Here is a 22,858-nt window from a genome sequence, read left to right as displayed (position 1 = left end):
CAGTTTTAAAGAGTGATTTAAAAGGTTTTGAATTTATTGAAGTCTGGGATTAAGAAGAGTTTGTATAAGGACATCTTAAAAAGATTGTTAATGGGGAACGATTTATATATGAAGTGAGAATGGAGTAATTATGTGTAGAGAAAAATTGCAGTTTCAAAGAAAATCAAACTGCAATTTTTAATTTTTATAGTAAGAAGATCCAGAATGGAAATTAAGTTTTTAGTAGGTTTGTTTAATTTTAAAATTTGTTTGGATGAAGGGGGAAGCTAAATACACTATGTTGTTCATTTCCTTCTTGACTCATACTTGCTTGATATGATGAAAATCCTTTATATGTTTTTCTTTTCCATTGCCATAAGCCATTACTTTGATCGAATTCCCCATAGTAATGATTGTAATCAAGTTTGTTGCCGGTATTTTTATTGAAATTATTGCTAATAAAAATACGGCTATTACTCGCATAGATTTGGTTATTGGTAATCACATTATTGCGGGTATCGTAATTTAATTCGATTTGGCCACTCTCTTGATCTTTTGTATCATTTTTATAAATCACATTGTTTGTAATTGTGTTATTTTCAGCATATCCTTGCTGACTATCATATCCACCAATTGCAATGCCACTCATGATATTATTGGATATTGTATTGTCCCTAACGGTAATTTGGCTTGCGCTTTTTCCTGCATGTTCGCTGGCTACTTCAATACCAAGGTCGTTTTCATAGCTCTGATTCTGCTCAATGATAATGTCCTTCCCACCATCCACGTAAATACCATCAGCTGAATATTCATTATAACTAGTATTATTGATGGATGAATTATGATGGACAATGTTATTACGAACAATTCCATTCCGTGCTTGATCTAAAGCAGCTACTGGAGATACTCCTTCATGTCCAATCAGAACAATTCCAATATTGTTGTTATCATGTACTTTGTTATTGGTAACTTCAAAAGAATCTACATTCCCGTTCACAGCAATAGCCTCACTCAGTCCTAATTTCAAATTTGCTACTTCGTTATTATCGATGACAATATGATTTAAATTATTTTGTGCACTAGATGAAGTACCGTAGACAGCAATACCGTGTGCATTTCCATCCTTAACATTTGCTTCAATGTGGTGAATATAATTATTTTTAATATCAATGTAACTTCCTGTTCCAGTGATATAAATACCAATAGGGGTTTCGTTAACTTTCGTTGACTTTAAGTTACGAAATTCTAATCCTTTTACTTGAATATAGTTTTTGTCTTCTATTGTAAATAACCCATCATCTTCTAACTTGACTTTAGAACCATCAAGAATGACTTTTTCATCCTGGTAATTTTGAAAAGTAATGGGTGCTCCTGAGGCACCAGAATGATTGACACGGACTTTTTGGTTATAAACTCCGCCTCTTATGTAGATTGTACTTCCTTCTTTAGCGACGTTAGCAGCCTTTTGAATGGTAGCAAAAGGTTGATCTAATGTACCGGGATTGAGATCGTTTCCTGTTGGAGATACATAGTAATTTGTAACAGGATTTGCATTGCTATTGGATTGTGCAAAGGTAGAGGCAGGGAGTGTGAAAATTAACATACTGAAAGAAAGGATAAAGATAAAAAGCGATTTTTTTAATGAGGGAAATATTGTTTGATATTTCATCATGATCCTCCTTCTTTTTTAGGCATTCCTTCTCAACTATATAGTTAAAACTGGCGATTTATATCTTGTTTCAATAAAAAAAGACCCGGGACTGAATTCCGGGTCAAAGGACATCAACCACCGTGGTCTCCGTCTGCCATCATACTTTGAACGACTTTTACTAAGTGACTATCTGTTTGAGATGTAATTCCCAATGTAAATATTAAAGCAGTAGCAATACTCATCACTTTAATTAGCTTTTTCATTTTAAAGCTCCTTTCGCATCGGCTTTTTTCTTAGCTTGCATTGCTTTATAGAAGTATGTACCTGCTTTGGCATGCTGGCCTTGTTCAAAAATCTTTTCTGCTAAAGCATTACAGCATTCATAGATATACTCATATAAATCTTCTCGTTCAAAGTATTCAATTCCTGCAAGAACGGTAGCTTCTAATTTTTCAGCAGGGACATTATTATTAATGTCTCTTAAAATTTTAAACCGATGCTGATATTCTTCATTGTTTAGTTCTGTACAGAGTTGTAATCCTCTTTCAAATAAAGTATTAGCAGTTTCTTGGTTTCCTAGTTTAGAGTGTTCTCTGCCTTCAATGAAAATGGCTTTATAGTGGTTAGGTTTCTTCTCGGATACTTCAGAAAGGTAGCGAATAGCTAATTCAGACATATTTTGCCCTGCATATAATAAACCTAAATTATGACGAACCATTACAGTGAATTTTTCTTCTCCAATTTTTTGGAATAGATCCATTGCTTTTACAAGGTGTTCTTCGGCTAATGCCCATTCTCTTAAATTGGTACATGCCATGCCAAAAAGGTTTTCACAGAATCCTATATTTCGTTCATAGCCTTCATGTTTAGAGAATATTTCTTTAGCTGTATTAACATACTTAATTGATTGGAGTGATTCGTAAATATCGTAATGGAAAGCGCCAATTTTATAGTAAAATTCAGCTTGCTCAATTTCATCAGATACCTCATTTAGAAGTTCTTCTGCCTTATCATAATGATCTCTTGCTATTGAATAGCTGCCCACGGTACTTGCATGAATTGCTTTAAAGAAGTGATAGTAGTAGGTTAATATATTATCATTTGGAATTTGAAAAGATTCTACTTTATCAAAGCATTCCTTTGAAATATTTAAATTGTCTACTATGTATTTATAACGAAAATCTAATAGTGAATAATATAAGTGTAAGCTCTGATCTGAGACATCTTTCATTCTATTATCGATTTCTTCTTTTAGCTGGTGAGCATTATCAATGCGTCTCGCACGAATTTCAATATACCAATCATTTAACATATTAGCGACTACTTCATATTCTGTGACTAAAGTATCCATAGTATCCTCCTCATCCTATTGCAGTATATGTATTAATAATAACAGAATTTGGATATATTTTATCTAAAAATAAAGAAAATTAAAATAAATAAGGGCACTATAAGTAAATTTATGTCCAAAATTATATATTTTTAGAGATTATTGGAGGTTATATAAAAGGAAAAAGAAACATTAATAAGAAATATATATTATGGAGATTTAATAGATATTAGTTTATAAGATTTCCTGCTATACAAGAATATGTGTGGAATAAATGAATTTTTTAGGGAAATCAAAATCTCATAAACTATACTTGTCTTTCTCAATTATTTTTTCTCACTTTGGGGGTGTTTTTTATAGAATGCGTTAAGTGCTATAAAGATTTTAGTGATGAATATTTATATTGTCCTTTCTGCGGATTTAAATCTAATTCAAGAGAAAAGGCGAATAATGTGATTAACGCTGGAACGGGTAATGTAAATATCGGATTGGGTATTAATAGTAAGCAAGATATTTATATTGACAATCGAAATCTATCTAATCAGGAAGAAATAGTTGTTGAGTATGAAGATAGATTGGGTAGGGAAGTCCTTGGAGGAGTAAAGGGTTATAGAAAAAGGTTTGAAATTTCAGGGGTTCTATCTATAGTTTCTGCTGTCGTTACAATTGTGGGTTATTTGTTTAGTAATAGTGACTATAAGGTGTTTTTATTTATGATAACAATTGGTCTAATTCTATATGCACTGGATCAAAACAGTAAATATGAAGACTTAAATAAAAAAGGTATAGTTTATAGAAATGAAAAACCCATTCTATGTAAAGAAGATAGTAAGGTATATAAAGTGAGTAAATCCGGTTACTGTCCAATCTGTGAAGGAAAAGTTAACATCTACTATGATAAAAAGCTTGATAGAAAGCTAGGGCAGTGTGTTAATAATAAGGATCATTTATATACTTATGATCATACTACAAATATGGGGGTTCCCTATGTATATTTCCATATTTATGATAAAAGATAGTTATTATATAAAAAAGAGGCTTTTAAATGAACAAGCCTCTTTTTTATATGTTAATTTAACTATAAGTATGAAAGTAGTAGGGCTAATTTTAGCAGAATTGTTCTCAATAATAGATCTAGATAAGTTATTTATTTAGGATATTGAAATAAATTATAAAAAATATTCTCGATTAAGAAAACGTGGGGAAATTTTGAAAGTATAACCAAAAAAATTTATTGTTGTATGAATCGAAAGAAAGATATTAAAAAGTTAGGGATAAGATAGGAAAGCAATTTAGGTAGGATGTACAGTTACGGAAAAAAGAAGAAGTAATATCTACATATGAACGAGTTTGAATGATATATTGGGTCTATCAAAAACTAGAGAAAGCAATTCTTTTTACAAGGTATTTTATGCATTTTATATAGGGATTGCAGATTAATATATGAAACAGAGAATTTTTCTTTTTAAACTTGTAGTATAATGTTATTTGTATATTAAAATTTAAGAAAGAGGTAGGGTCTTATGGATAGTAATGGCATTACAATATATCAATTTTTTGTAATTTTTGGGTTTTCTGCTTATGTAATTATAGTTTTTGGAGTAGTAATTGGATGGGCTTTAAACACATATCAAAGGCGAAAGAAAATAAAATGTTTTTATAATTCTTTAATCAAAGGGTTTACATTAAATACAATACATACAATTGAAGATGTAAATAACATTTATAGGGGGATAAATATTAATAAGTTAGAAAATAAAAAATATATGTATGATTTAAGTACATTATTGAGAAGGTTTTTAGTAGAACTTCATTCAAAAAAATATGAGAGTCTGAAGATTGAACAAATACACGAGTGGAAGGAAAAAATTGACGATTTTATTAGGCATAATGAACAATTATCTCCGTTTTCTGAACTACCTGAAGCAGAAAAAGGTATGATCAACGATATATTAAGCTTTGCAGAAAATAAAGAAAATGAAGAAATTAAGCGTAAAATAAAAGAATTATCAAGATTAATTCAAGTAAGAAAAGAAGAAATAGATAAAATAGAACGTTCTAATAAATGGTCAATGCCAATGGGTATAGTTGGTATTATTTTGACGATTATATTCGGTATAGCTTCTTTAAAGTAGATCCATAGATATACAGATCTTAGTAAATAAAAATAAGGTGGAATAGCTATAAATTAAAAAAGTAAAATGTGGCTTATGGACATTAGTATTTTTATAATTGTGCTATTATAGGTAGAATAATTTCAGAGATTATTTCTCTTACCGAGATAATAAAGCCAGTTTATACATGAAGCTATAATATTTGGTCATGCGTATATCGATATATGTAATTGATAAATATCAATTATATGTGCATGTGTTATAAGGGGGATACAAAAAGGTACGTGTATTATAAGTTTGCTTTTTAATCAAAAGTATCTCTTATGATCGAATTTTATTAAGCATGAAAGTAAAGGTGCTAGCATTTCTAGCTAGTATTATCTTAACGGCGCCATCTGATTATAAGTATCTAGTTTGTAAAATCAAAATTTTAATATAAAATGCCACATCCCTTTCATTGCTTGAAGATACATATTTTTTCTTTTGGGTACATCGATAATGAAGATAGAATAAAAGTATAGTAAGTATGAAGTAGTGCATGATCGGAATTGGGGCTAGGAGGTTATTTATGACGTATCGTTTAATAGATTTAGAATTAAAAGTTAATGAAAAAATTTCCAATCGAGATGATTTACAGTCTGTAACAGATACCAAGTACAATATCCTGGAAAGTTCTTTTGTTACCTACATTTATTATAACTTAACGAATAAAAGAATTTATATTGGAGAAACGAAGCATTTTTTAATTAGACATAATCAGCATATGGATGAGAAGAAATTTAAAGAAGGAGAATTTGATAATTGCCTCATTGTTTATAATGCTTCTGAATTCTCAGCTTCTCATGTGAAGGACCTAGAATATATGTTGATTAATTATATGTTCGCTGAGTCAGATATTACAAAATTCACTATTCAAAATGGTAATAGTGGACAAAGACAACCAAAAGATTTTTTTAATCCAGGGGATTTCATAACTTTATGGGAAGAAGAATTATTTAAACGGAATTTGGTGAAAACAAAAAATTTACAACAAATTAAAAATAAGATTTTATTTAAATACTCACCATTTAAACAATTAAGTAAAATGCAATCACAGTATGAAAATGAAATAGTAAGTAACCCTAATATAAATCATTTGATTACTGGTGGGGCAGGTACAGGAAAAACTGTACTTTTAATGTCATTAATGTATAGACTCGCTACTGAAAATCCAAATATGAAAATTGGGTTAGTAACGACGGGTAACTTAACAAATAAGTTTAATAAAATATTAAAACAACTAAAATTACAGGATAAACTAAGGTTCGAAAGAGCAGGTAAGCTCATTCTTGATGCTAGGAAAAACAATGAAAAATATCATATTATATTGGTAGATGAGTCACACCGATTACAAAGGTATTATCCAAAGGGGCACCCTGAGGCTAAAAAACATTTTGATATAGAAAACCCGATAATTAATGAGTTGCAAATGCTACAGGAGGTTTCAGAGAAAGTAGTTTTATTTTACGACCCGTTTCAATCGGTGCGACCTCAAGATATTTTAAGAGGGACCTATCTTGAACAAACCTCATCCTTTACAACGTTACCTTTAAATCAACAATTCAGGATAGCAAGTAATGGTGAATTTAGCGGTGATGATTTCGTTAAAGGTGTTTTATATGCACTCAATCTCTCGGATGATAACAATTTTAATCCGGAAATATTTACCTATAAAAATGAGGATTCTTATTTTAGAGTGGTGAATTCAATTAAAGAGTTATTTAATTATGTGGAGGACATGGATTGTTCTTGGGGTGATACAACGAATCGAGTTATTGCTGGATATACGAAAGAATGGGCATCTAATCCGAATTTGAAAAAAAACAAAGGGATTAATAGAGAAAATCTACCTTATGATTGGATAGAAGAGGGTAACAAGTGGCGTTGGAACAGCCAACATGAAAGATGGGTTGAACTTGAGAAGTCGAAAACAGAAATCGGTTCTATTCATGCTATTCAAGGAGCAGATCTTGATCATATAGGAGTGATTATCGGTAATGATATTCAAGTTGGGGAGCAGGGTAAACTTAGAGTAGTTAAAGAAAACTACAAAGATAAAGGTGGTACGCCATTATTGTCAGAGTTTAATGAAGAAGAGTTTACTAACTATGTCTTAAATATCTACTATATACTATTAACGAGAGGAATTAGTGGATGTAGAGTTTATTTTGAAGACCCAGAGGTACGAGAATATTTTGAACAGAAAATCACAGAAGGTGTCTTCACTGGCAGTTCTATATCAAGGGTATAAATATTCTCTATAGCATTATTGTTTAGAGAAATAGATCTTTGTATTTTGATTTATCAAAGGCTTATTGAGTAATAAATAGTTTAAATTGGTACTTTGAGACTAGGTATTTAATCCAAGACCAGTCGGAACATAATCTCTTATCTGTAAGTTATAGGCTAATGTAGAAAGAGAAGGAGAGAACATAAAGAGACAAACTTTTAATTTCTATTTAGCATCTTAAAAAATTTTAAAATAGTCTTATCAGTCTCTGAAATATAAAAGGATACGAATTTTAATTTGTACCCCATGTAAAGGACGTTAAAAAAATTAGGCAATATTAAGAAGATGATTTCTGTATTCAACAGGAGTCATCTTTTTCAATTTCATTGATATCTATAGTGATTATTGATAGATGCATTGTGATGATCTAAAGTAGCTAATGGAGATACTCTTTCATGTCCAATCAGAACAATTCCAATGTTGTTATCATGTACTTTGTTATTTGTAACTTCAAAGGAATCTACATTCCCATTCACAGCAATAGCTTCACTCAGTCCTAATTTCAAATTTGCTACGGCCTTTAACAGGAGATAATATTGAGTTTTTATCTTTTTATGCAAATCAACTAGTGGAGGATATTACTTGGTTTATGTATTGAATGAATTAGATACAATTGATGGTAATAAAGAAATCTTAAAAAGTGATTACGGGTTAAATATTAGGATATGAAAAAATTATAAGCAAAAGCGTTGCGTCATTTACATGCTTCGTATCTTATTAATGAATTTAATGTGTCGGAACTTACTTTGTCTCAATGTATTGGGCATTCAAGTCCTGAAATCAATTTAAAACATTATACTCATATGTGGAGTGGGGTTGATTCTGCAATTGCTGATGTAATGATTGGAAATATAGAAATCAAATTTAACGGAAAACAGGCATTAAATAAAAGTAATGTAAGAGGATAAAATTAGTTTGGCTAATAAATTCTTCGAGGTTATAATGATAATGATGTGATAGTTGTATTAGAAAAGCAAATGAAAGATAATTAGATTTTTAATATAGTTTCTGAGTTATTAGCTAAACAAACCTAAATACTTTCTATAAAGGGGGATTTTTGTGGACCATATAAAATTCAAACAAATAGCTGAATCATTAAGGCAATACAGAAGAGCTGAACTTAGAGATTTTGAAGATGAAATTGGTGTTGATCCAGTTAATAAAATATACGTGGATCCCCTTCCAGGAGATGCGGTATTAAATTCAATATTGTCAGGGAATACAACTTTTCTACTGGGTAGAAAAGGAACAGGGAAAAGCACAGTATTTTCAAAAGCGCAGCTTTCAATGAAAGAAAAGAGGAATATAATTACTATCTATTTAGATGTGAAATCTCTTTATGATATGATTCCAAATCAACAAGTATCAGATGATGTAGTTCAAAAAGAGGGGATTAGTGAAGGGGCATTTAGAGCTCATATTTTAAGAAAGTCGATGCTTGGACAAGTTATTTCAGATTTACTTAAGGAAATAAAATCTACCTGTGAAAATTTATCAATTTGGGAACGCTGGAGGGGGAAAAGAAAACCGTACGATGAATTAACGAAAAGCCTAGAAGAAATACAGGGTAGGGTAAAGAACACCAAAATGGAGTCACATGAACTACCAGTATTACAAAGAATTACAACACAGATAAGATCTAAGAGCCAGACAGAGAATGCTCAAACCACAAATGCAAAAGCATCAGCTCAAGCTCAATATAAAAGTGGATTACCGTCTGTTGGGGGAGTTGCAGAAGCAACAATAACTGATTTTGACAAATCATTGGATGACAATGAAATTTATAATGAATATTCAGATATGGTGTATAAGTCATTTCCCTTTAATGAGATAATAACAGAAATCCAAACATTATTGAATGAATGTGGGTTATCTAAGATGGTTATTTTCCTTGACGATTTTTCGGAACTCAATTTTGTAGACCAGCGATTATTTGTCGATGTTATTTTATCGCCACTTAATAACTCTAGTAATGAAACGATTAAATTAAAAATTGCAGGATATCCAGGCAGAGTTTATTTCGGGAAAATTGACCCTAATAAGGTAGATACACTTAATTTGGATTTCTCTGAACTATATGAATCAAGTGAAGTTCAAGAAATGGAGCGATCTGCAATCAGTTATACTGCTCGGTTATTAGAAACCAGATTTAAAACATTTAATGTAAATATAGAGGACTATTTTGACTGTTCTTCAAACGGTATGGATGAATATTATAAGTTATTCTTCCAAGCTTCATTTAATGTTCCGAGAATAATTGGACATTTATTACATGCATGTTATTTGGATAGAGTTTCTAAAGGGACTAAAATTAATTTACAAGCAATAAGGTTAGCTTCGAAGAAATATTTTGAGCATACTGTAAGCTTATATTTTGATAAATTAAACCGTTTTGCACTTGAACCCTTTGAAAATAAGTTAGATCGTTTTAATCAAAAAGCCCTTCTCGATACCCTAATAAAAGAAGCGAGGGATACTCGTAAGAAGATATCAAGCGGGGAGGTTGGGGGAAATTATTTCTCTGATATTTCCAATCCTCCTACAAGTCATTTTATTGTTACACCTACATTTAATGATTTTTTTGCTTCACTGGAATCAAATTTCTTTTTATCAAAATATAAGAATACAAGGGATAAGAGTGGACAGCAGGTAATAGTTTATGCTCTATTTTTAGGTTTAGTTGAAAGTGAGAGAATGAATTGGGGCTATCCTTTAGGAAGGGAATATCGAAATTATTTCGTCCAGCGTTGTTTTGACTACACTAGAGTTGTTCATCACTACCTTTCAAGTAATCAGACCATTGAATGTAATAATTGCGGAACTTGCTACCCATTAGAAAAAAGGGATAGTTTTGAAATGTTTCATTGGAGATGTCCAGAATGTTCTACTGGGGAATGCTCGATTGTTTATATTGCAGATAATTTTAAAGAAGAGTTCACTGAATTAGATAAAGATATCATGCTAGATCCTATTGAATTAGAGATATTATCAACATTATATACTGAGCAAAGAAAAATGAGAGCTGGAGAAATATCTCACTTAATTGACAGTACCCATCAAATGGTTGGTAAAAGAACAAGTAAACTTAAGGATTTAGGATTGATTGAAAAAACAAGGGAACAGCAAGATAAAACAGTAAATGAAATCACCACAAGAGCAAAAAACTTATACTTTGATAATTAAAAAAGGGCTCAAGGTAATTGTATTTCTTAACGAATTCACCACCAATACAACGAAACTTTTCAAGAATAGCTGTTATTTATGGAAACAGGGAGTACCAGAAACTATTGAGTGGGAATAAAGTTATTTAATAAGTTGGTTTGTGGAAGCTTATTTTTAAATGTTTTCTACATTTACTAAAATGTAAAAAAGCTTGAAAATAAATGCTTCCCCACCAAAAAACCCCCCAAGCTATTTTTAAAGGGTCCGTTTTGAGGTGCTTTCTTAATAAATGAAATAAGAAATGACGTATGAATTGGCATACGTCATTTTCTTTATTTATCAAGATTTTTTGAGTTTTACTGAAATTTAACATAGCAATTGACACTATTTTTTATGATGGATAATAGATATTGGACAATTTACTAAAAAGGTCATTTTTATTATGGGTATTAAATGGGAATCAAATGAAAATCTTTATAAATATCTTTATAAATATCCTATTTAGTAAAAATAGTGTATAATTTTATTAACGTGTGGCTAGATTTTTTCGCTTGTGCTTCGCAAGTGTTGACAATAAAGGTGGGAGCATTCGCTTCTCCGATTCTAACTATCTACTTGGAGGTAACTTTTACGGTAAACTCGACGCCTCTGCATAATGAGTAGCCACACGTTTATTTATGAAGGAGTTTTGTATGATGGAATTTCAAGATATAAAAACACGAAATGATCTTGCGGATTTTCTGGGAATTCCCAGAAAAAAGCTTAGTTATCTATTGTATAAAAAGGGAATTAATACTTTGTACACTTCGTTTGAAATAAATAAAAAAAGTGGTGGCTTTAGAAAGATTAATGCCCCTTTAGCAGAACTCAAAGACATTCAGAGAAAACTTTCCGAGGCATTGTATAAGCATAAGAAAAAAAAACGGAATATAAAAAATAATCTCTCTCATGCATTTGAAAAAGAAAAGAGCATAATAACCAATGCAAAAATTCATCGGAATAAAAGATTGGTTTTGAATATTGATTTGGAAAACTTTTTTGGGAGTTTTCATTTTGGTCGTGTAAGAGGTTTTTTTATTAAGAATAATAATTTCTTATTACCTACTGAAGTAGCGACAGTTATTGCACAATTAACATGTTACGAAGGAAAACTGCCACAAGGTGCGCCAACTTCTCCAATCATTACAAACTTAATTTGTGAAATACTTGATCAAAGATTATTGAAAATTTCTAAAAAATATAAGTTAGATTATACACGTTATGCAGATGACTTAACGTTTTCTACTAATGATAAAAAGTTTTTGGAACGACAAACGGAATTTTATGAAATATTATCAAGCGAGTTAAAACGAGCTGGATTTAAAATTAATGAAAAGAAGAAAAGGTTACAATTTAGGGATTCAAGACAAGTGGTAACTGGACTTGTTGTTAACAAGAAAATAAACGTAAATAGAATTTATTACAAAGAGACTAGAGCGATGGCCCATCAACTCTATAAAAAAGGAAGTTTCGAGATTAATGGTAAACCCGCCAAACTTAATAAATTAGAAGGAAGATTTGCATTTATAAATCAACTTACTTGGTACAATAACAAAGTAGAGGGTATCAAAACTCATTTCAGTAATTTCACTTCGAGAGAACTTCAATATCAAAGGTTTCTATTTTATAAATACTTTTTTGCTAATCCTAAGCCATTAATTGTGACGGAAGGTAAAACTGATGTTATTTATTTAAAATCAGCTTTAAAAAGTCTCTATAAAGAATATCCTAATTTAATTACTAAACATACTGATGGAAGATTTGAGTTTAAAGTATCTTTTCTAAAGAAAACAAAGAGATTAGGATATTTTCTTGGAATTTATCAGGATGGGGGCAGTGCGCTAAATAATATATATAATTTCTTTGGTTCTAAGAAATCTAATCTTAATTATTTAAATGATTTTAAAAAGATAAGCGGAAATTTACCAACAAACCCTGTGATTTTAATGTTCGATAATGAGATTAAGAGTGGAAAGAAAAAACCAATAGGTCAATTTTTTATCCATGCAGGGCTTGCTGATGAAAAAAGAAAAAAATTAGAAAATGAATATATGGTCAATATTATTGATAGTTTATACCTTTTAACTGTACCTCTAATTGGTGGGAAGCCAGAGTGTGATATAGAAGACTTATTTGAAAAAAGTACCCTTTCGCACAAAATAGAAGGAAAGGAATTTTCAAAAAAGGATAATTATGACGTCTCGAAATACTATGGTAAAGAAATATTCTCTCAGTATATTTTAAAGAACTATTCCGATATTAATTTTAATGAATTTAGATCGGTTTTAGATAACATAAATAATATAATGGACATATACCAAAAAAGGCTTGCAGATACGGAGCGTAATTTAGAAGCGAAAAATATAGACAAGAGTAGTGCGGACAAAGTGCTTTTGGAAGTTTAAAATTCAAATGATATTTTAGTGCTATATTTGTATTGCGATTTATCAATACTCAAAACATAAGTCTAATTCTTGAAAATTGAATTTAAGCTGTATATTAATGGGCTTCACTATTGTGAGGTTCATTTTTTATATAGAGGATTCATTTGATAAATAGAAGTATATTAGAGGTCTTGAAATAATTTACTTGGACAATAGAATACTTTAATTGAACAAGATCCAAACTTCAAAACCAAAGAGAACTTTTCATTTTTATTAAAGTATTAATACTTAGCAGCCATAGTAAAATAAATTATGATAGGAAGATTCTATGTTAGATAAAATAAAGGATATTAAACTTGCTCTTAAAAATAAAAGTTATTTATCAGCGCTTGCATTATCTTTAACTTTACCTGATATTTGTGGGGAAATTGAATATCCGGATTTTAAACATGATAATGGAAAACGAAATATAGGTAAACAGTATGCCACATGGTTTGATGATTGGGTAAACCACTACTATGCAGACGACACAGGTTGGATAGAAGATGATGCTAAGGCAAAAAATCCATTATTTACAGGAAAGATGTGTTATTCTTTACGTTGTTCTTTTTTACACGCTGGAAATGCGGATATAAAAAACTGGGGCGTTGAAGAAGATGATAATTATCGTTATGCTTACGAATTTAGACTAGGAGTAAGTGGAGCAGACTCGAGAGGTGTACATTGGTTCAACCAAGCTGATAACAATTCAAAAATATTAAAGACAAATACAGTTACAGTAAATATTGATAAATTGTGTGAGTACATTTGTTTATCCGCTGAAAAGTATTATCAAAAAAAAGATTCTAATCTTTTTAAAGACCATAACATTAAATTAATTGATTTTAACAAGGGATTTCTACAATAAAAGGGGATCTTATAATACAACATAATAAAGAGGACACTTAATAAGAACTGTGGTTTAGATAGCTCTTATTAAGTAGATTTATGCATCATTACTTGTGACATTCAAAGTAAGTGTTTGAGAATTAGAGCCCATTAAGAATTTCTTAATGGGTTTTTTAGTTTGAAAAAGTAAATTTGTCATTTAGAGGTTCAAAAAAAAGTTTTATTTCATTTCCTTTGTTTTCGTAGGCTTGGAAAAGCTCGTTAATTTGAAGAGAATTATATGAGTAATTTTTTTTGTTACTTAAATTAGCTATAAGGTTCATATCATTGAATACTTTGCTCATACGAGATTCAGCTAATTTTCTAAACTTTTCTCCTTTCTCTTCTTGCTCGGTAGTATCTGAAAATTTAAACTCTGTCGATAGAGGAAAGTTTATATTGGATGAAGGCTCAAAAAAGCCTTTTATTTCATTTCCTTTGTTTTCATAGCCTTGAAAAAGTTCTTTTATTTCATTATCTGTATACGAATAATGTTTTTTACTACTCAAATTAGCTATAAGATTCATTTGTGAAAAAATTCTACTCATACGTTTTTCAGCAATGCGTATGAATTTTTCTTCTCTAGATTCCTTGTTCATTCTTACCAACTCCCAATCAATATAGTTGAAGTATATTATTTGTCTGTATGTACCCGTATAATACCATAAAAAAGGTTTTTTTACACTTGGTTGTTGACTGATTTAGGAAGATAAGTTACCATTATCTTAAATACAAAAAATAAGGTTCTGTATTTATTGTATTTGGAATAACGTGAGGAGAGGTGAGTTTGATTGTTTGAAGATGATTTGAAAAACATGTCAGAAGAAGAAAGAGAAATGGCTATTGAGTATATGGAGGAGTTTTTAGACTCTGTTGCAATTGGAAATGGTGATTTTGACATTGATAATAATGGCGAAATTATAATTGAAGATTAATTCAAGAGAGGAAGAGGGGAAATTGCATGAAAACAAAAGAAGAAAGATTTCAAAAACTAGTAAAAAAACGTTTGGCAAGAACATTAAAGGAAATTGACTTAATTAGTAATCTTTCAACAAATCGTTATGCCTTTACGGAGGAAGAAGCCAATCAAGTGTTAGTAGCATTAAATAACAAAGTAAAGTATGTTGAGGGCTTGTTTAAAAGAAGATTAGCCTTAAAAGCAAAAAGAGATATCTCAAAAGGAATTGAGTGAGAGGATTTCTCTCTTCCTCGTTTTAAATTTGAGAAGAAAGAAGCTAATACATGACAAATTTATTCCATTTTATAACTCGAATTATTAAAAAGAGAAGTATAAAAGAAGATTTTAAACTTGTATCTTATACAGGCGATAAGAATCATATAAACGTCTTATTTTGGATGTGTGTCATTGGATCGTTAATTTCTTTTTGGTTAGTTGTACTGTTAGCTCCTTTATTTCCTACTATCAATTTTTTGGGTCTCTTTTATACAACTACAGATTTTATTTTATTGCCTGTATTAGTCTATCTTTTATTTAAAATTTGGAAATTCTATTATAGGCAGTGTAACAAGCTATCTAAAATTGCTGAAAAACTTTTGTATTTTATAAAGGCAAATAAGTTGTATGAAACAGAAATGATAGAAAAAAGGGACTCGGAAAATAATATTGAACGTGTAAAAGTTGTGACAAACAGTGCAGTATTTGGTTTTTGAGAGGACGAGGAAACTCTGATTGTACGTGGCTATAAAAATGCTGATGTTTTTAACGATAAGATAAGTTCTCTCGATACAGGACTGAGTGCATTGGTTGGCTTAACCGTTTATAACAAAGTAGATAAAATTTCTTATTGCGATTATTACTTTAGAAAAAAACAAGATGAACGTATAGTGATGGCAAGTGATCAAGGGAAAGCCCATAACGATAGTATTTATATTCCGTTTAACAGTAACCTTACCTGGAATGTATTAAAACAACCTCATCTTCTTCTTGCTGGAGTTACAGGTGGAGGAAAGACAACGTTTTTGAACTACCTAATTATTGAAATGAAAAAAATGCGAGCCACAGTTTATATCTGTGACCCTAAACGCTCGGATTTATCAAGTATTCAACATTTTTGGGGTAAAGAATATGTTGCTAGTGAAACTAATAATATTGCTAGATTAACTCGTGAAGTAAAAGAACAAATGATGGAGAGGTTTGCTATTTACAAAGAAAATCCTGAAAATTTCGTCTACGGGGCTTCATATGTTGACTATGGTTTGGAGCCTATATTTTTAGTGTTTGATGAATTAGGTGCGTTTAGAGCTGGAGCTGATAAGAAAACCTTTGCTGAAACCATGTCAAATCTAACTGAGATTGTTCTTAAAGGGCGTGAGATGGGTGTGTTCGTTATTCTATCTACTCAGCAGCCAAACGCTTCTAATATTCCGACTGAGCTTCGAGACAATTTGAGTGTTCGAATTGCGTTAGGAAACATGAGTAATGAAGCTTACAGAATGGTGTTTGGAGATTTAGAAGGATTGGAGACAGTTAGCGGTCAAGGGACAGGATATATTTTTCTTGATGGATTAGGTTGGAGCAAGCCGAAGTATCTGGAAACTCCGTTTCTTGACTATAAGGAATTTGATTTTATTGCAGAATTAAAATATTACAGTTAAACGTTCAAATATAACCTCTCGTTTTGCGAGGGTTTCGGTGGCGACTGGGGTCGACAAACGGAGTGGCAAGAAACGCTCGTGAAACGAGAGGTCCAGTTGAGCGGTCTTTGCTCAACTCTCATAAATAACTAAGATTAGCGAAGCCACCCGTTGAGTAACACGGGTGTAATACCCTCAATGGAAATGGTTCAATCGGTTGGGGCTCTAAGGTTGGAAGCTTATTCGAAATCCCGAGAGTTCGGGATTAAAAAGTGATAAAAAGGAGTTGGAAACATGGGAAAATTAATTTTAAAATCGTCAACATTACATTCTTTAAATGACTCGGAAAATGTTGAGTTAGGTGATTTTCACTTTGATATTAAACAATTTAAAGTTCCTACAGCAATGTTAGTGCAAAAAGATGGTTTTTCTACTCGAATTGAAAAAGAAAAGAATCTAAATGGTGAGCTAGTTGAAACAGGTAAGTATGCAATAACTTTTAAAGTTTACGATAGACCATTTATTGAGCTTGTATTACAAAATGGTGGTACTGAAATTGGCTCGCCTATTACTGTAGTTATTGAAAAACAAGATAGCCTACCTATCTTTGATGATTATGAAGATGGTGAATTTATTCCAATTTCTTTTACGGGTCTTAAAGTAAAACCTAAAAAGGTGCAAAAGAAAACATTTGTCGGACAAGGTAAGCCAATGATCGATACATGGCAGTTTGCAGAACTTAAAATTGAAGCTGATAGTTACACTATTGGTGAAGTACATGAGTCAAAAGCGAAGTAATCAGTGCTTAATTGATTACCTTCGTTGTTCAATTCCAAATAGTGGGTTGCCGGCAGTCGCGGATGAAGTTTTAGGAATCCCTATTTCTGAATTTTCTTCAGAGATTAAGGGGTCTCCATATCCCACTTATGATATGTGCATTAGCTTTGCGAATATAAAGCTTCATTCTTCACGAAGTCATAGTAGTGTTCTTATAGATATGTCTGGGCAAGCGTGTAGACAATATGAAGAATACATGTCGAGGGTTGATGGTTGGCATTGGTACAAATTTGTATCAGTTATTTTAGAAATACAAGGTAAGGTATCAAGAATAGATTTGGCTTTAGATATTTTTGATGATTCTACTCCATCTGTAAAAGCGTTGCAGGATTATGTGAAACGAGGACAATTAAGTACGAAAAGTCATAAATTTATTGAAATAAATAGTGGTAGGATTCTTGATGGGAAATTGACCGGTTTTACATTGTATATTGGTGCATCTCCGCAAATATTACGAATCTATGATAAGAAACAAGAAAGAAGAGATAATGCAGATGAAGTTGTAAATGTTAAAAAGTGGGTCAGATGGGAACTAGAGCTGACCGGAAATAAAGCTATGCAAGTTGCTCTTCAAATATCGAATGGGAAACCACTTAATACTATAGTTAAAGGTATTTTATCAGCTCATTATTGTTTCAAGACACAACCTAAGAGTGCTAGTGATTTACATAATAAAAATAGACTTCCTACAATGAGATGGTGGCAAAAATTTGTAGATGGTATTGAGGCAATTCCCTTAAAAGTAAAGCGTGAAAAGCTCACTTTAAAGAAAAAGAAAAATTGGGTTGAAAATGCTACAGTAAAATCAATCAGTATGCTCTATGAGTCATTTAGGCGTGTATATGGTGAAAAATATGCTGAGCTTTATTTGAAAGAGTTAATACATATGGGGAAAGAAAAAATTACTGAGTCCGACCAAACATTAATTGAGCAACGTGTTTTAGAACTTATGAGTGAGGATGAATATTAGTGTGGAAAGGGGTTGTTGTGATGGGTACAACAATATGTAAAGATGATTTAATTAGACTAGGATATAAGAAATATCAAGCTATTTCACTAATTAGGCAAGCAAAAGCAATCATGGTGCAAAAAGGTTGTCCGTATTATAACAACAAAAGACTAGGAAGAGTACCGAGGGATGTGGTTGAATCCATTTTAGGAGTTTCTCTTATAACAGAAATGAGTAATTCCTAATGAAGGATAGAACGCAGCAAACAACAAAATACCCTGGTGTATATGTTGATGATAAAGGGAATTTCTTTTATCAATCAGAATTTGGCATTGATCGGATTACAGGAAAACGAATACGAAAAAAAGGAAGAAAAGACGTTAATGGAAAGCCCTTTTCTTCCGCGTTCGAAGCTAATAAAGAGTTAACTCGATTAAAGAGAGAATATCATAAAGTCAATAGTTACGCTAACTATAAAATGACTTACGAGCAATTTATGAATACTGTGTATATACCGTATTATCAAACAGACGTTGAAGAAAGTACCTTTTCTATTAAGAAAAGAATATTGGAAAAGATAAGAGATAGGTTTGCTTCTATTCCTCTCCGTTCTATTTCAGTGGAGGACGTACAAAATTTTCGTACATGGTTATTAACAAGTCAAGAAAATGGAGGAGCTGGATATGCTCAATCCTATGCAAGTCTAGTTTTTGGAACATTTCGTAAAAGCTTAGATAAAGCTGTGGAAATGCAATATTTAGAATACAATATTTCAAAAAAGGTTAGGGCAATCAACAAAGGAAAAGCTATTGTACCCTATTGGACGAAACAAGAATTTGAAAAAGTGATAAATCAAATTTATATTGGTGATTTTTATGAACACCTAAATTTCGTTATGTTGTGGGTCTATTATATGACAGGGATTCGTGTGAATGAAGGAACGGCTTTATATTGGAATGACATTGATTTAATAAAGAAACGTATACGGATTCATCATATGCTTATTCTGAAAAACAGAACGGATTGGAAACGGAATTCATATACGAAAACAGAAGATGGAAAGAGAATAGTAGCACTGGATGATGACACTATCAAAATTTTAAATGACTGGAAAAGTAGGCAAACAGAGATTGGATTAGGTAAGGAAAATGATTTTGTGTTTAGTTATGATGGTTTACCGATGATTAAATCAACGATATCAAGAATTATTGAGCGATATTCTAAATTCGCAGGTGTGAAAAAGATACAAGCAAAGGGATTACGTCATTCCCATGCTTCATATCTCATCAATGAATTTAATGTATCGGTGCTTGTTTTATCTCAACGTATGGGGCATTCAAGTCCAGAGATTACTTTGAAGCACTATGCTCATATGTGGAGTGGTGCTGATACTGCAATAGCTGACGCAATGACTGGAAATATTGAAATCAAAACGGCTGAACGTACAAAAATTATATTTAATGGTAATCAAGTATTAAATAAAAGTAACGTAAGAGGGTAACTTTATTTAGAGAGAAAAAATGTTAGGACGTTCGGAATATTCAAGTAGTTGGAGCGAAGATAAGATAGAAAGTCCCCAATCGACTTAATAATGAATTTAATATTAGTTTCAGTGAACCGTATTATAAGTAAATGATTTTTTGAGTTTTGTCAAAGGAACAGTCTGACTAATTGATTAGTTAGGCTGCTTTTTATTTGGTATAATTAAATTTAAGAAATTATTTCTAAGGGGTATGAGAAATGAATTATAGAATAAAATTACCTGATGAGAATAATCAAGTTAGAATAGAAGAATTAGAGAACAACGCATTAATTATAATTGGAGCAAATGGTGCTGGGAAAAGTAGATTAGGAGCATGGATTGAACAGCAGGATCTTGAAATAATACATAGAGTTAGTGCGCAAAGATCTTTAATGTTTAAGGATTTTATTGACTTGAAAAGTTATACGCAGTCTGAAAATATTTTATTTTTTGGCGAGGAAAAAGGAGATCGTAGTCAAAATAAGGGGTATCGTTGGAATTGGGGAAAATATACAACCACTATGGTTAATGATTTCGATGCAGTTTTATCAGCAATCATTGCAAAAAGAAATTTACAAAACGAAAAGTATTTAGATGAATGCAGGCAAAGGGATATTGAAGGGAAATCACATGATAAGGTTCCTGTCACAGTTTTAGATCAGTTATATGATATATGGAACCAAATATATCCACATAGAAAAATAAAAATAGAAGATGCGCAAGTGTTTGTGAAATATAATCAAGAAAATTATAAAGGCATAGAAATGAGTGATGGAGAGCGAGTTGCGTTGTATTTAATAGCTCAATGTTTGGCTGTGCCGAGTAATAAAACAATTATAATTGATGAACCTGAAGTGCATTTACACAGATCAATTATGAATCGCTTGTGGAAGGCAATTGAAAGAGTACGTGAGGATTGTTTCTTTATATACATTACACATGATACACATTTTGCGGCTTCACATGAACATGCAAAAAAATTGTGGGTTAAAGAATACAATGGCCGTAACTGGGAATGGGAATTTGTGAATGCAGATGAGTCATTGCCAGAGCAATGTTTGCTAGACATATTAGGTAATCGTAAGAATACTATATTTGTAGAAGGAACAGCTGAAAGTTACGATACAGCTATATATAGGGAAATTTATAAGGATTATTATATTGTTCCGTGTGGAAGTTCACTTAATGTTATTGACTATACCAAAGCAATGAAGTCTAATGGTCAATTACACCATTTGAAAGCTTATGGCATTATAGATAGAGATTTTCGGAGTGAAGAAGAAATACAACATTTAAATTTGCAGGAGATTTATGTTTTAAATATTGCAGAGGTAGAAAATCTATTTTGCATAGAAGAAATACTAAAAGCAGTTAATGAGCACTTTGTATTTAATGACAATGCAAGAATAGAAAAAGCAAAGAGATATGTAATAGAGGAAAGGTTTAGTAAACAAATCTCACAACAGATCGCTAAAGCTATTACGTCGCAAATTAAATATAAACTATCCACATATGATGTATCAGGAAAAAATATTGAAGCAATCGAAGAAAAAATCGATAATATACAGAAATATATTAATTTTAATGAACTTGCTTCTCTAATTAATGACAAATTTCACACAATATTATATTCAAAAGATTATGCAGAAGTTTTAAAAGTTTTTAGTGAAAAAGGCTTATCTTCCTCTATAGGTGGTCATTTTGGAGTGAATAATAAGGAATATTGTGAGTTAGTTTTAAGGCTACTACAAAGAGGGAATGAATCAATCTCTATAGGTATGAAAAGATATTTACCAGATTTGTAAATATCACTTAGTCCCATTAGGCTGTACCTTACCACAAGTGGAGATTTCACTTACTGGATGCTCGGTGATTGTATTTCCCACCAAAAACACCACCAAAACAATGGGGTTTTTCAAGAAGTGCTGTTGTTTAAGGGAACAGGAAATACCGTCTATTATTGAGTGGGAATAATAAAAATAAGCTTAGAATCCTTGTTTTTAAAAGGATTCTAAGCTCTTTTTTTGCCTTTGCAAACAATTTGCAAACATAAAATTAATTTACTGGATAATTAGTTATAATATTATTTAAGTTATCAAGTAATTGACGAAACTCGATAAAATCAATATTTTTATAGTTTTTAGAAATGTGATCTGCAAATATTGCTTTACCATAATGGATTTTGTCATTGAATTTTTTAGAATCTCTTTCAAATGATTTATTATGCAATTTAACATTTAGAGTATCATTATCGAATAAATCTTCTATTTCACATTCTTTAAGATCTTTTACTAATTGATGAGTAGTAAGGTAAAGATTAGATGTTAATAAAATTGTTATCTTTAAAAGAGGCTATTTTAGTTTTATCGAGTTCAACTTGTGAAATTAATTTCTTTAATGGTTTATTCTCTTTACTACTTAATTCATTATCTAATATAAATATAATAGGATTCTCAGGAGATACACCGAATTTTTCAAATTATAGAAAGATCATCTAAAGTTTTTATATTTTCAAAAGTTTTCATAATATCCTCCTCGAAAAAAAGAGAACGTGTGGTTACTCATTACATTCTACAGGATCGATAAATATCGGTACACTACGAGGCGGAAACAAGTCTTCCTACCATTTTTTTTAAAACTTGCGAAGCAAAAGTTAAAAAATCTAACCACACATTCTTATATTTAATTATAATATTTAATTACTAATTGTGGAAGAATTAATATATTTTTTTTAGAAGGAATCTCATTTATTTCTTGTTATATATTGGCTTCAAATTATCTTTCTATTAGCAATTTCATTGTAGTGCACATTAATGATATTTTTAAGCCTATCAGCAACTTCCTCATTCAAATTAGGGTAAGTTTATAATGATGATATAGTGCTACTTATTAATCAAGTAGCTAGGAAATGTGCTATTGCTAGTCCAGTATATTGTAGAGGTAAATATGTGAAATTTGTACATTGTTATTGGCATTAAGGCAACGAATTAGATGCAGAAGAACCTAGAATAATTGGAAAAGATAAATTGAATTTTCAATT

The 22,858-nt window shown here is 31.0% G+C and carries 19 protein-coding genes and 2 pseudogenes; 16 read left to right on the top strand and 5 right to left on the bottom strand.

Annotated features, from left to right (window positions below):
- Positions 1-238 precede the first annotated feature (238 nt).
- From N2V92_RS02215 to N2V92_RS02205, 3 genes are all read right to left on the bottom strand, one after another.
- Entirely contained in the window at positions 239-1,648 is a 1,410-nt protein-coding gene (locus tag N2V92_RS02215; RefSeq protein ID WP_170264874.1) for a right-handed parallel beta-helix repeat-containing protein, read from the bottom strand.
- Positions 1,649-1,761: 113 nt separating this feature from the next.
- A complete protein-coding gene (locus tag N2V92_RS02210) occupies positions 1,762-1,893 on the bottom strand; it encodes a hypothetical protein (RefSeq protein WP_255299784.1) in 132 nt (43 codons plus the stop codon).
- Positions 1,890-2,981 (bottom strand): Rap family tetratricopeptide repeat protein, encoded by a 1,092-nt coding sequence (locus tag N2V92_RS02205; RefSeq protein WP_170264873.1) that lies wholly within the window; start codon positions 2,979-2,981, stop codon positions 1,890-1,892. Before N2V92_RS02205 ends, N2V92_RS02210 begins: the two co-directional genes overlap by 4 nt.
- Before the next feature lie 431 nt (positions 2,982-3,412).
- Between N2V92_RS02205 and N2V92_RS02200 the strand changes: the two genes are divergently transcribed.
- From N2V92_RS02200 to N2V92_RS02190, 3 genes are all read left to right on the top strand, one after another.
- Complete coding sequence (locus N2V92_RS02200) at positions 3,413-3,979, top strand: hypothetical protein (RefSeq protein WP_170264872.1); 567 nt, start codon at positions 3,413-3,415, stop codon at positions 3,977-3,979.
- A gap of 504 nt (positions 3,980-4,483) precedes the next feature.
- Positions 4,484-5,095 (top strand): hypothetical protein, encoded by a 612-nt coding sequence (locus tag N2V92_RS02195; RefSeq protein WP_119781367.1) that lies wholly within the window; start codon positions 4,484-4,486, stop codon positions 5,093-5,095.
- 547 nt (positions 5,096-5,642) lie between these two features.
- On the top strand, positions 5,643-7,364 hold the full coding sequence (locus N2V92_RS02190) for a DUF2075 domain-containing protein (protein ID WP_170264871.1): 1,722 nt from the start codon (positions 5,643-5,645) through the stop codon (positions 7,362-7,364).
- 380 nt (positions 7,365-7,744) lie between these two features.
- Here N2V92_RS02190 and N2V92_RS02185 read toward each other — a convergent pair.
- Positions 7,745-7,918: pseudogene (locus tag N2V92_RS02185) on the bottom strand (DUF5123 domain-containing protein); the annotation flags it as partial.
- A gap of 165 nt (positions 7,919-8,083) precedes the next feature.
- Here N2V92_RS02185 and N2V92_RS02180 point away from each other — a divergent pair.
- The 4 genes and pseudogenes from N2V92_RS02180 to N2V92_RS02165 all read left to right on the top strand — a co-directional run.
- Positions 8,084-8,311 (top strand): annotated as a pseudogene (locus N2V92_RS02180) (tyrosine-type recombinase/integrase); the annotation flags it as partial.
- Between the two features lie 151 nt (positions 8,312-8,462).
- Entirely contained in the window at positions 8,463-10,586 is a 2,124-nt protein-coding gene (locus N2V92_RS02175; RefSeq protein ID WP_170264870.1) for a MarR family winged helix-turn-helix transcriptional regulator, read from the top strand.
- A gap of 674 nt (positions 10,587-11,260) precedes the next feature.
- Positions 11,261-13,009 (top strand): retron Ec67 family RNA-directed DNA polymerase/endonuclease, encoded by a 1,749-nt coding sequence (locus N2V92_RS02170; protein ID WP_249383808.1) that lies wholly within the window; start codon positions 11,261-11,263, stop codon positions 13,007-13,009.
- A 307-nt stretch (positions 13,010-13,316) separates the two neighbouring features.
- Positions 13,317-13,895 carry a hypothetical protein gene (locus N2V92_RS02165; protein WP_170264869.1) on the top strand — a complete coding sequence of 193 codons (579 nt, stop codon included), beginning with the start codon at positions 13,317-13,319 and terminating at the stop codon, positions 13,893-13,895.
- Positions 13,896-14,049: 154 nt separating this feature from the next.
- Here the strand turns inward: N2V92_RS02165 and N2V92_RS02160 are convergent, their stop codons facing one another.
- Positions 14,050-14,514, bottom strand: coding sequence for a hypothetical protein (locus N2V92_RS02160; protein WP_170264868.1), 465 nt, complete (start codon positions 14,512-14,514; stop codon positions 14,050-14,052).
- A gap of 192 nt (positions 14,515-14,706) precedes the next feature.
- On the opposite strand from N2V92_RS02160, the gene N2V92_RS02155 reads away from it, so the two are divergent.
- The 9 genes from N2V92_RS02155 to N2V92_RS02115 all read left to right on the top strand — a co-directional run bounded on the left by N2V92_RS02155 (position 14,707) and on the right by N2V92_RS02115 (position 21,623).
- Positions 14,707-14,850: a hypothetical protein gene (locus N2V92_RS02155; RefSeq protein WP_016083758.1), complete on the top strand. Its 144-nt coding sequence runs from the start codon at positions 14,707-14,709 to the stop codon at positions 14,848-14,850.
- Positions 14,851-14,876: 26 nt separating this feature from the next.
- Positions 14,877-15,107, top strand: coding sequence for a hypothetical protein (locus tag N2V92_RS02150; RefSeq protein ID WP_000849954.1), 231 nt, complete (start codon positions 14,877-14,879; stop codon positions 15,105-15,107).
- Between the two features lie 50 nt (positions 15,108-15,157).
- On the top strand, positions 15,158-15,586 hold the full coding sequence (locus N2V92_RS02145; RefSeq protein WP_249383807.1) for a hypothetical protein: 429 nt from the start codon (positions 15,158-15,160) through the stop codon (positions 15,584-15,586).
- Between the two features lie 90 nt (positions 15,587-15,676).
- Positions 15,677-16,531: an FtsK/SpoIIIE domain-containing protein gene (locus N2V92_RS02140; protein WP_249383806.1), complete on the top strand. Its 855-nt coding sequence runs from the start codon at positions 15,677-15,679 to the stop codon at positions 16,529-16,531.
- A 273-nt stretch (positions 16,532-16,804) separates the two neighbouring features.
- A complete protein-coding gene (locus tag N2V92_RS02135; RefSeq protein ID WP_170264867.1) occupies positions 16,805-17,308 on the top strand; it encodes a peptidase in 504 nt (167 codons plus the stop codon).
- A complete protein-coding gene (locus N2V92_RS02130; RefSeq protein WP_170264866.1) occupies positions 17,289-18,317 on the top strand; it encodes a replication initiation factor domain-containing protein in 1,029 nt (342 codons plus the stop codon). The genes N2V92_RS02135 and N2V92_RS02130 overlap by 20 nt, the downstream gene beginning before the upstream one ends.
- 20 nt (positions 18,318-18,337) lie before the next feature.
- Positions 18,338-18,541 (top strand): DUF3173 domain-containing protein, encoded by a 204-nt coding sequence (locus tag N2V92_RS02125; RefSeq protein WP_016119021.1) that lies wholly within the window; start codon positions 18,338-18,340, stop codon positions 18,539-18,541.
- Complete coding sequence (locus tag N2V92_RS02120; protein ID WP_170264865.1) at positions 18,541-19,797, top strand: tyrosine-type recombinase/integrase; 1,257 nt, start codon at positions 18,541-18,543, stop codon at positions 19,795-19,797. The genes N2V92_RS02125 and N2V92_RS02120 overlap by 1 nt, the downstream gene beginning before the upstream one ends.
- Before the next feature lie 239 nt (positions 19,798-20,036).
- Positions 20,037-21,623, top strand: coding sequence for a DUF4435 domain-containing protein (locus N2V92_RS02115; protein ID WP_170264864.1), 1,587 nt, complete (start codon positions 20,037-20,039; stop codon positions 21,621-21,623).
- Positions 21,624-22,858: the final 1,235 nt, after the last annotated feature.

Origin of the sequence: Bacillus sp. CH_48, from assembly GCF_038008465.1 — a bacterium.
GTDB classification, from domain to species: Bacteria; Bacillota; Bacilli; order Bacillales; family Bacillaceae_G; genus Bacillus_A; species Bacillus_A thuringiensis_S.
Note: the sequence above shows the minus strand (reverse complement) of the source record. Positions and strands in the feature narration are given on the sequence as shown.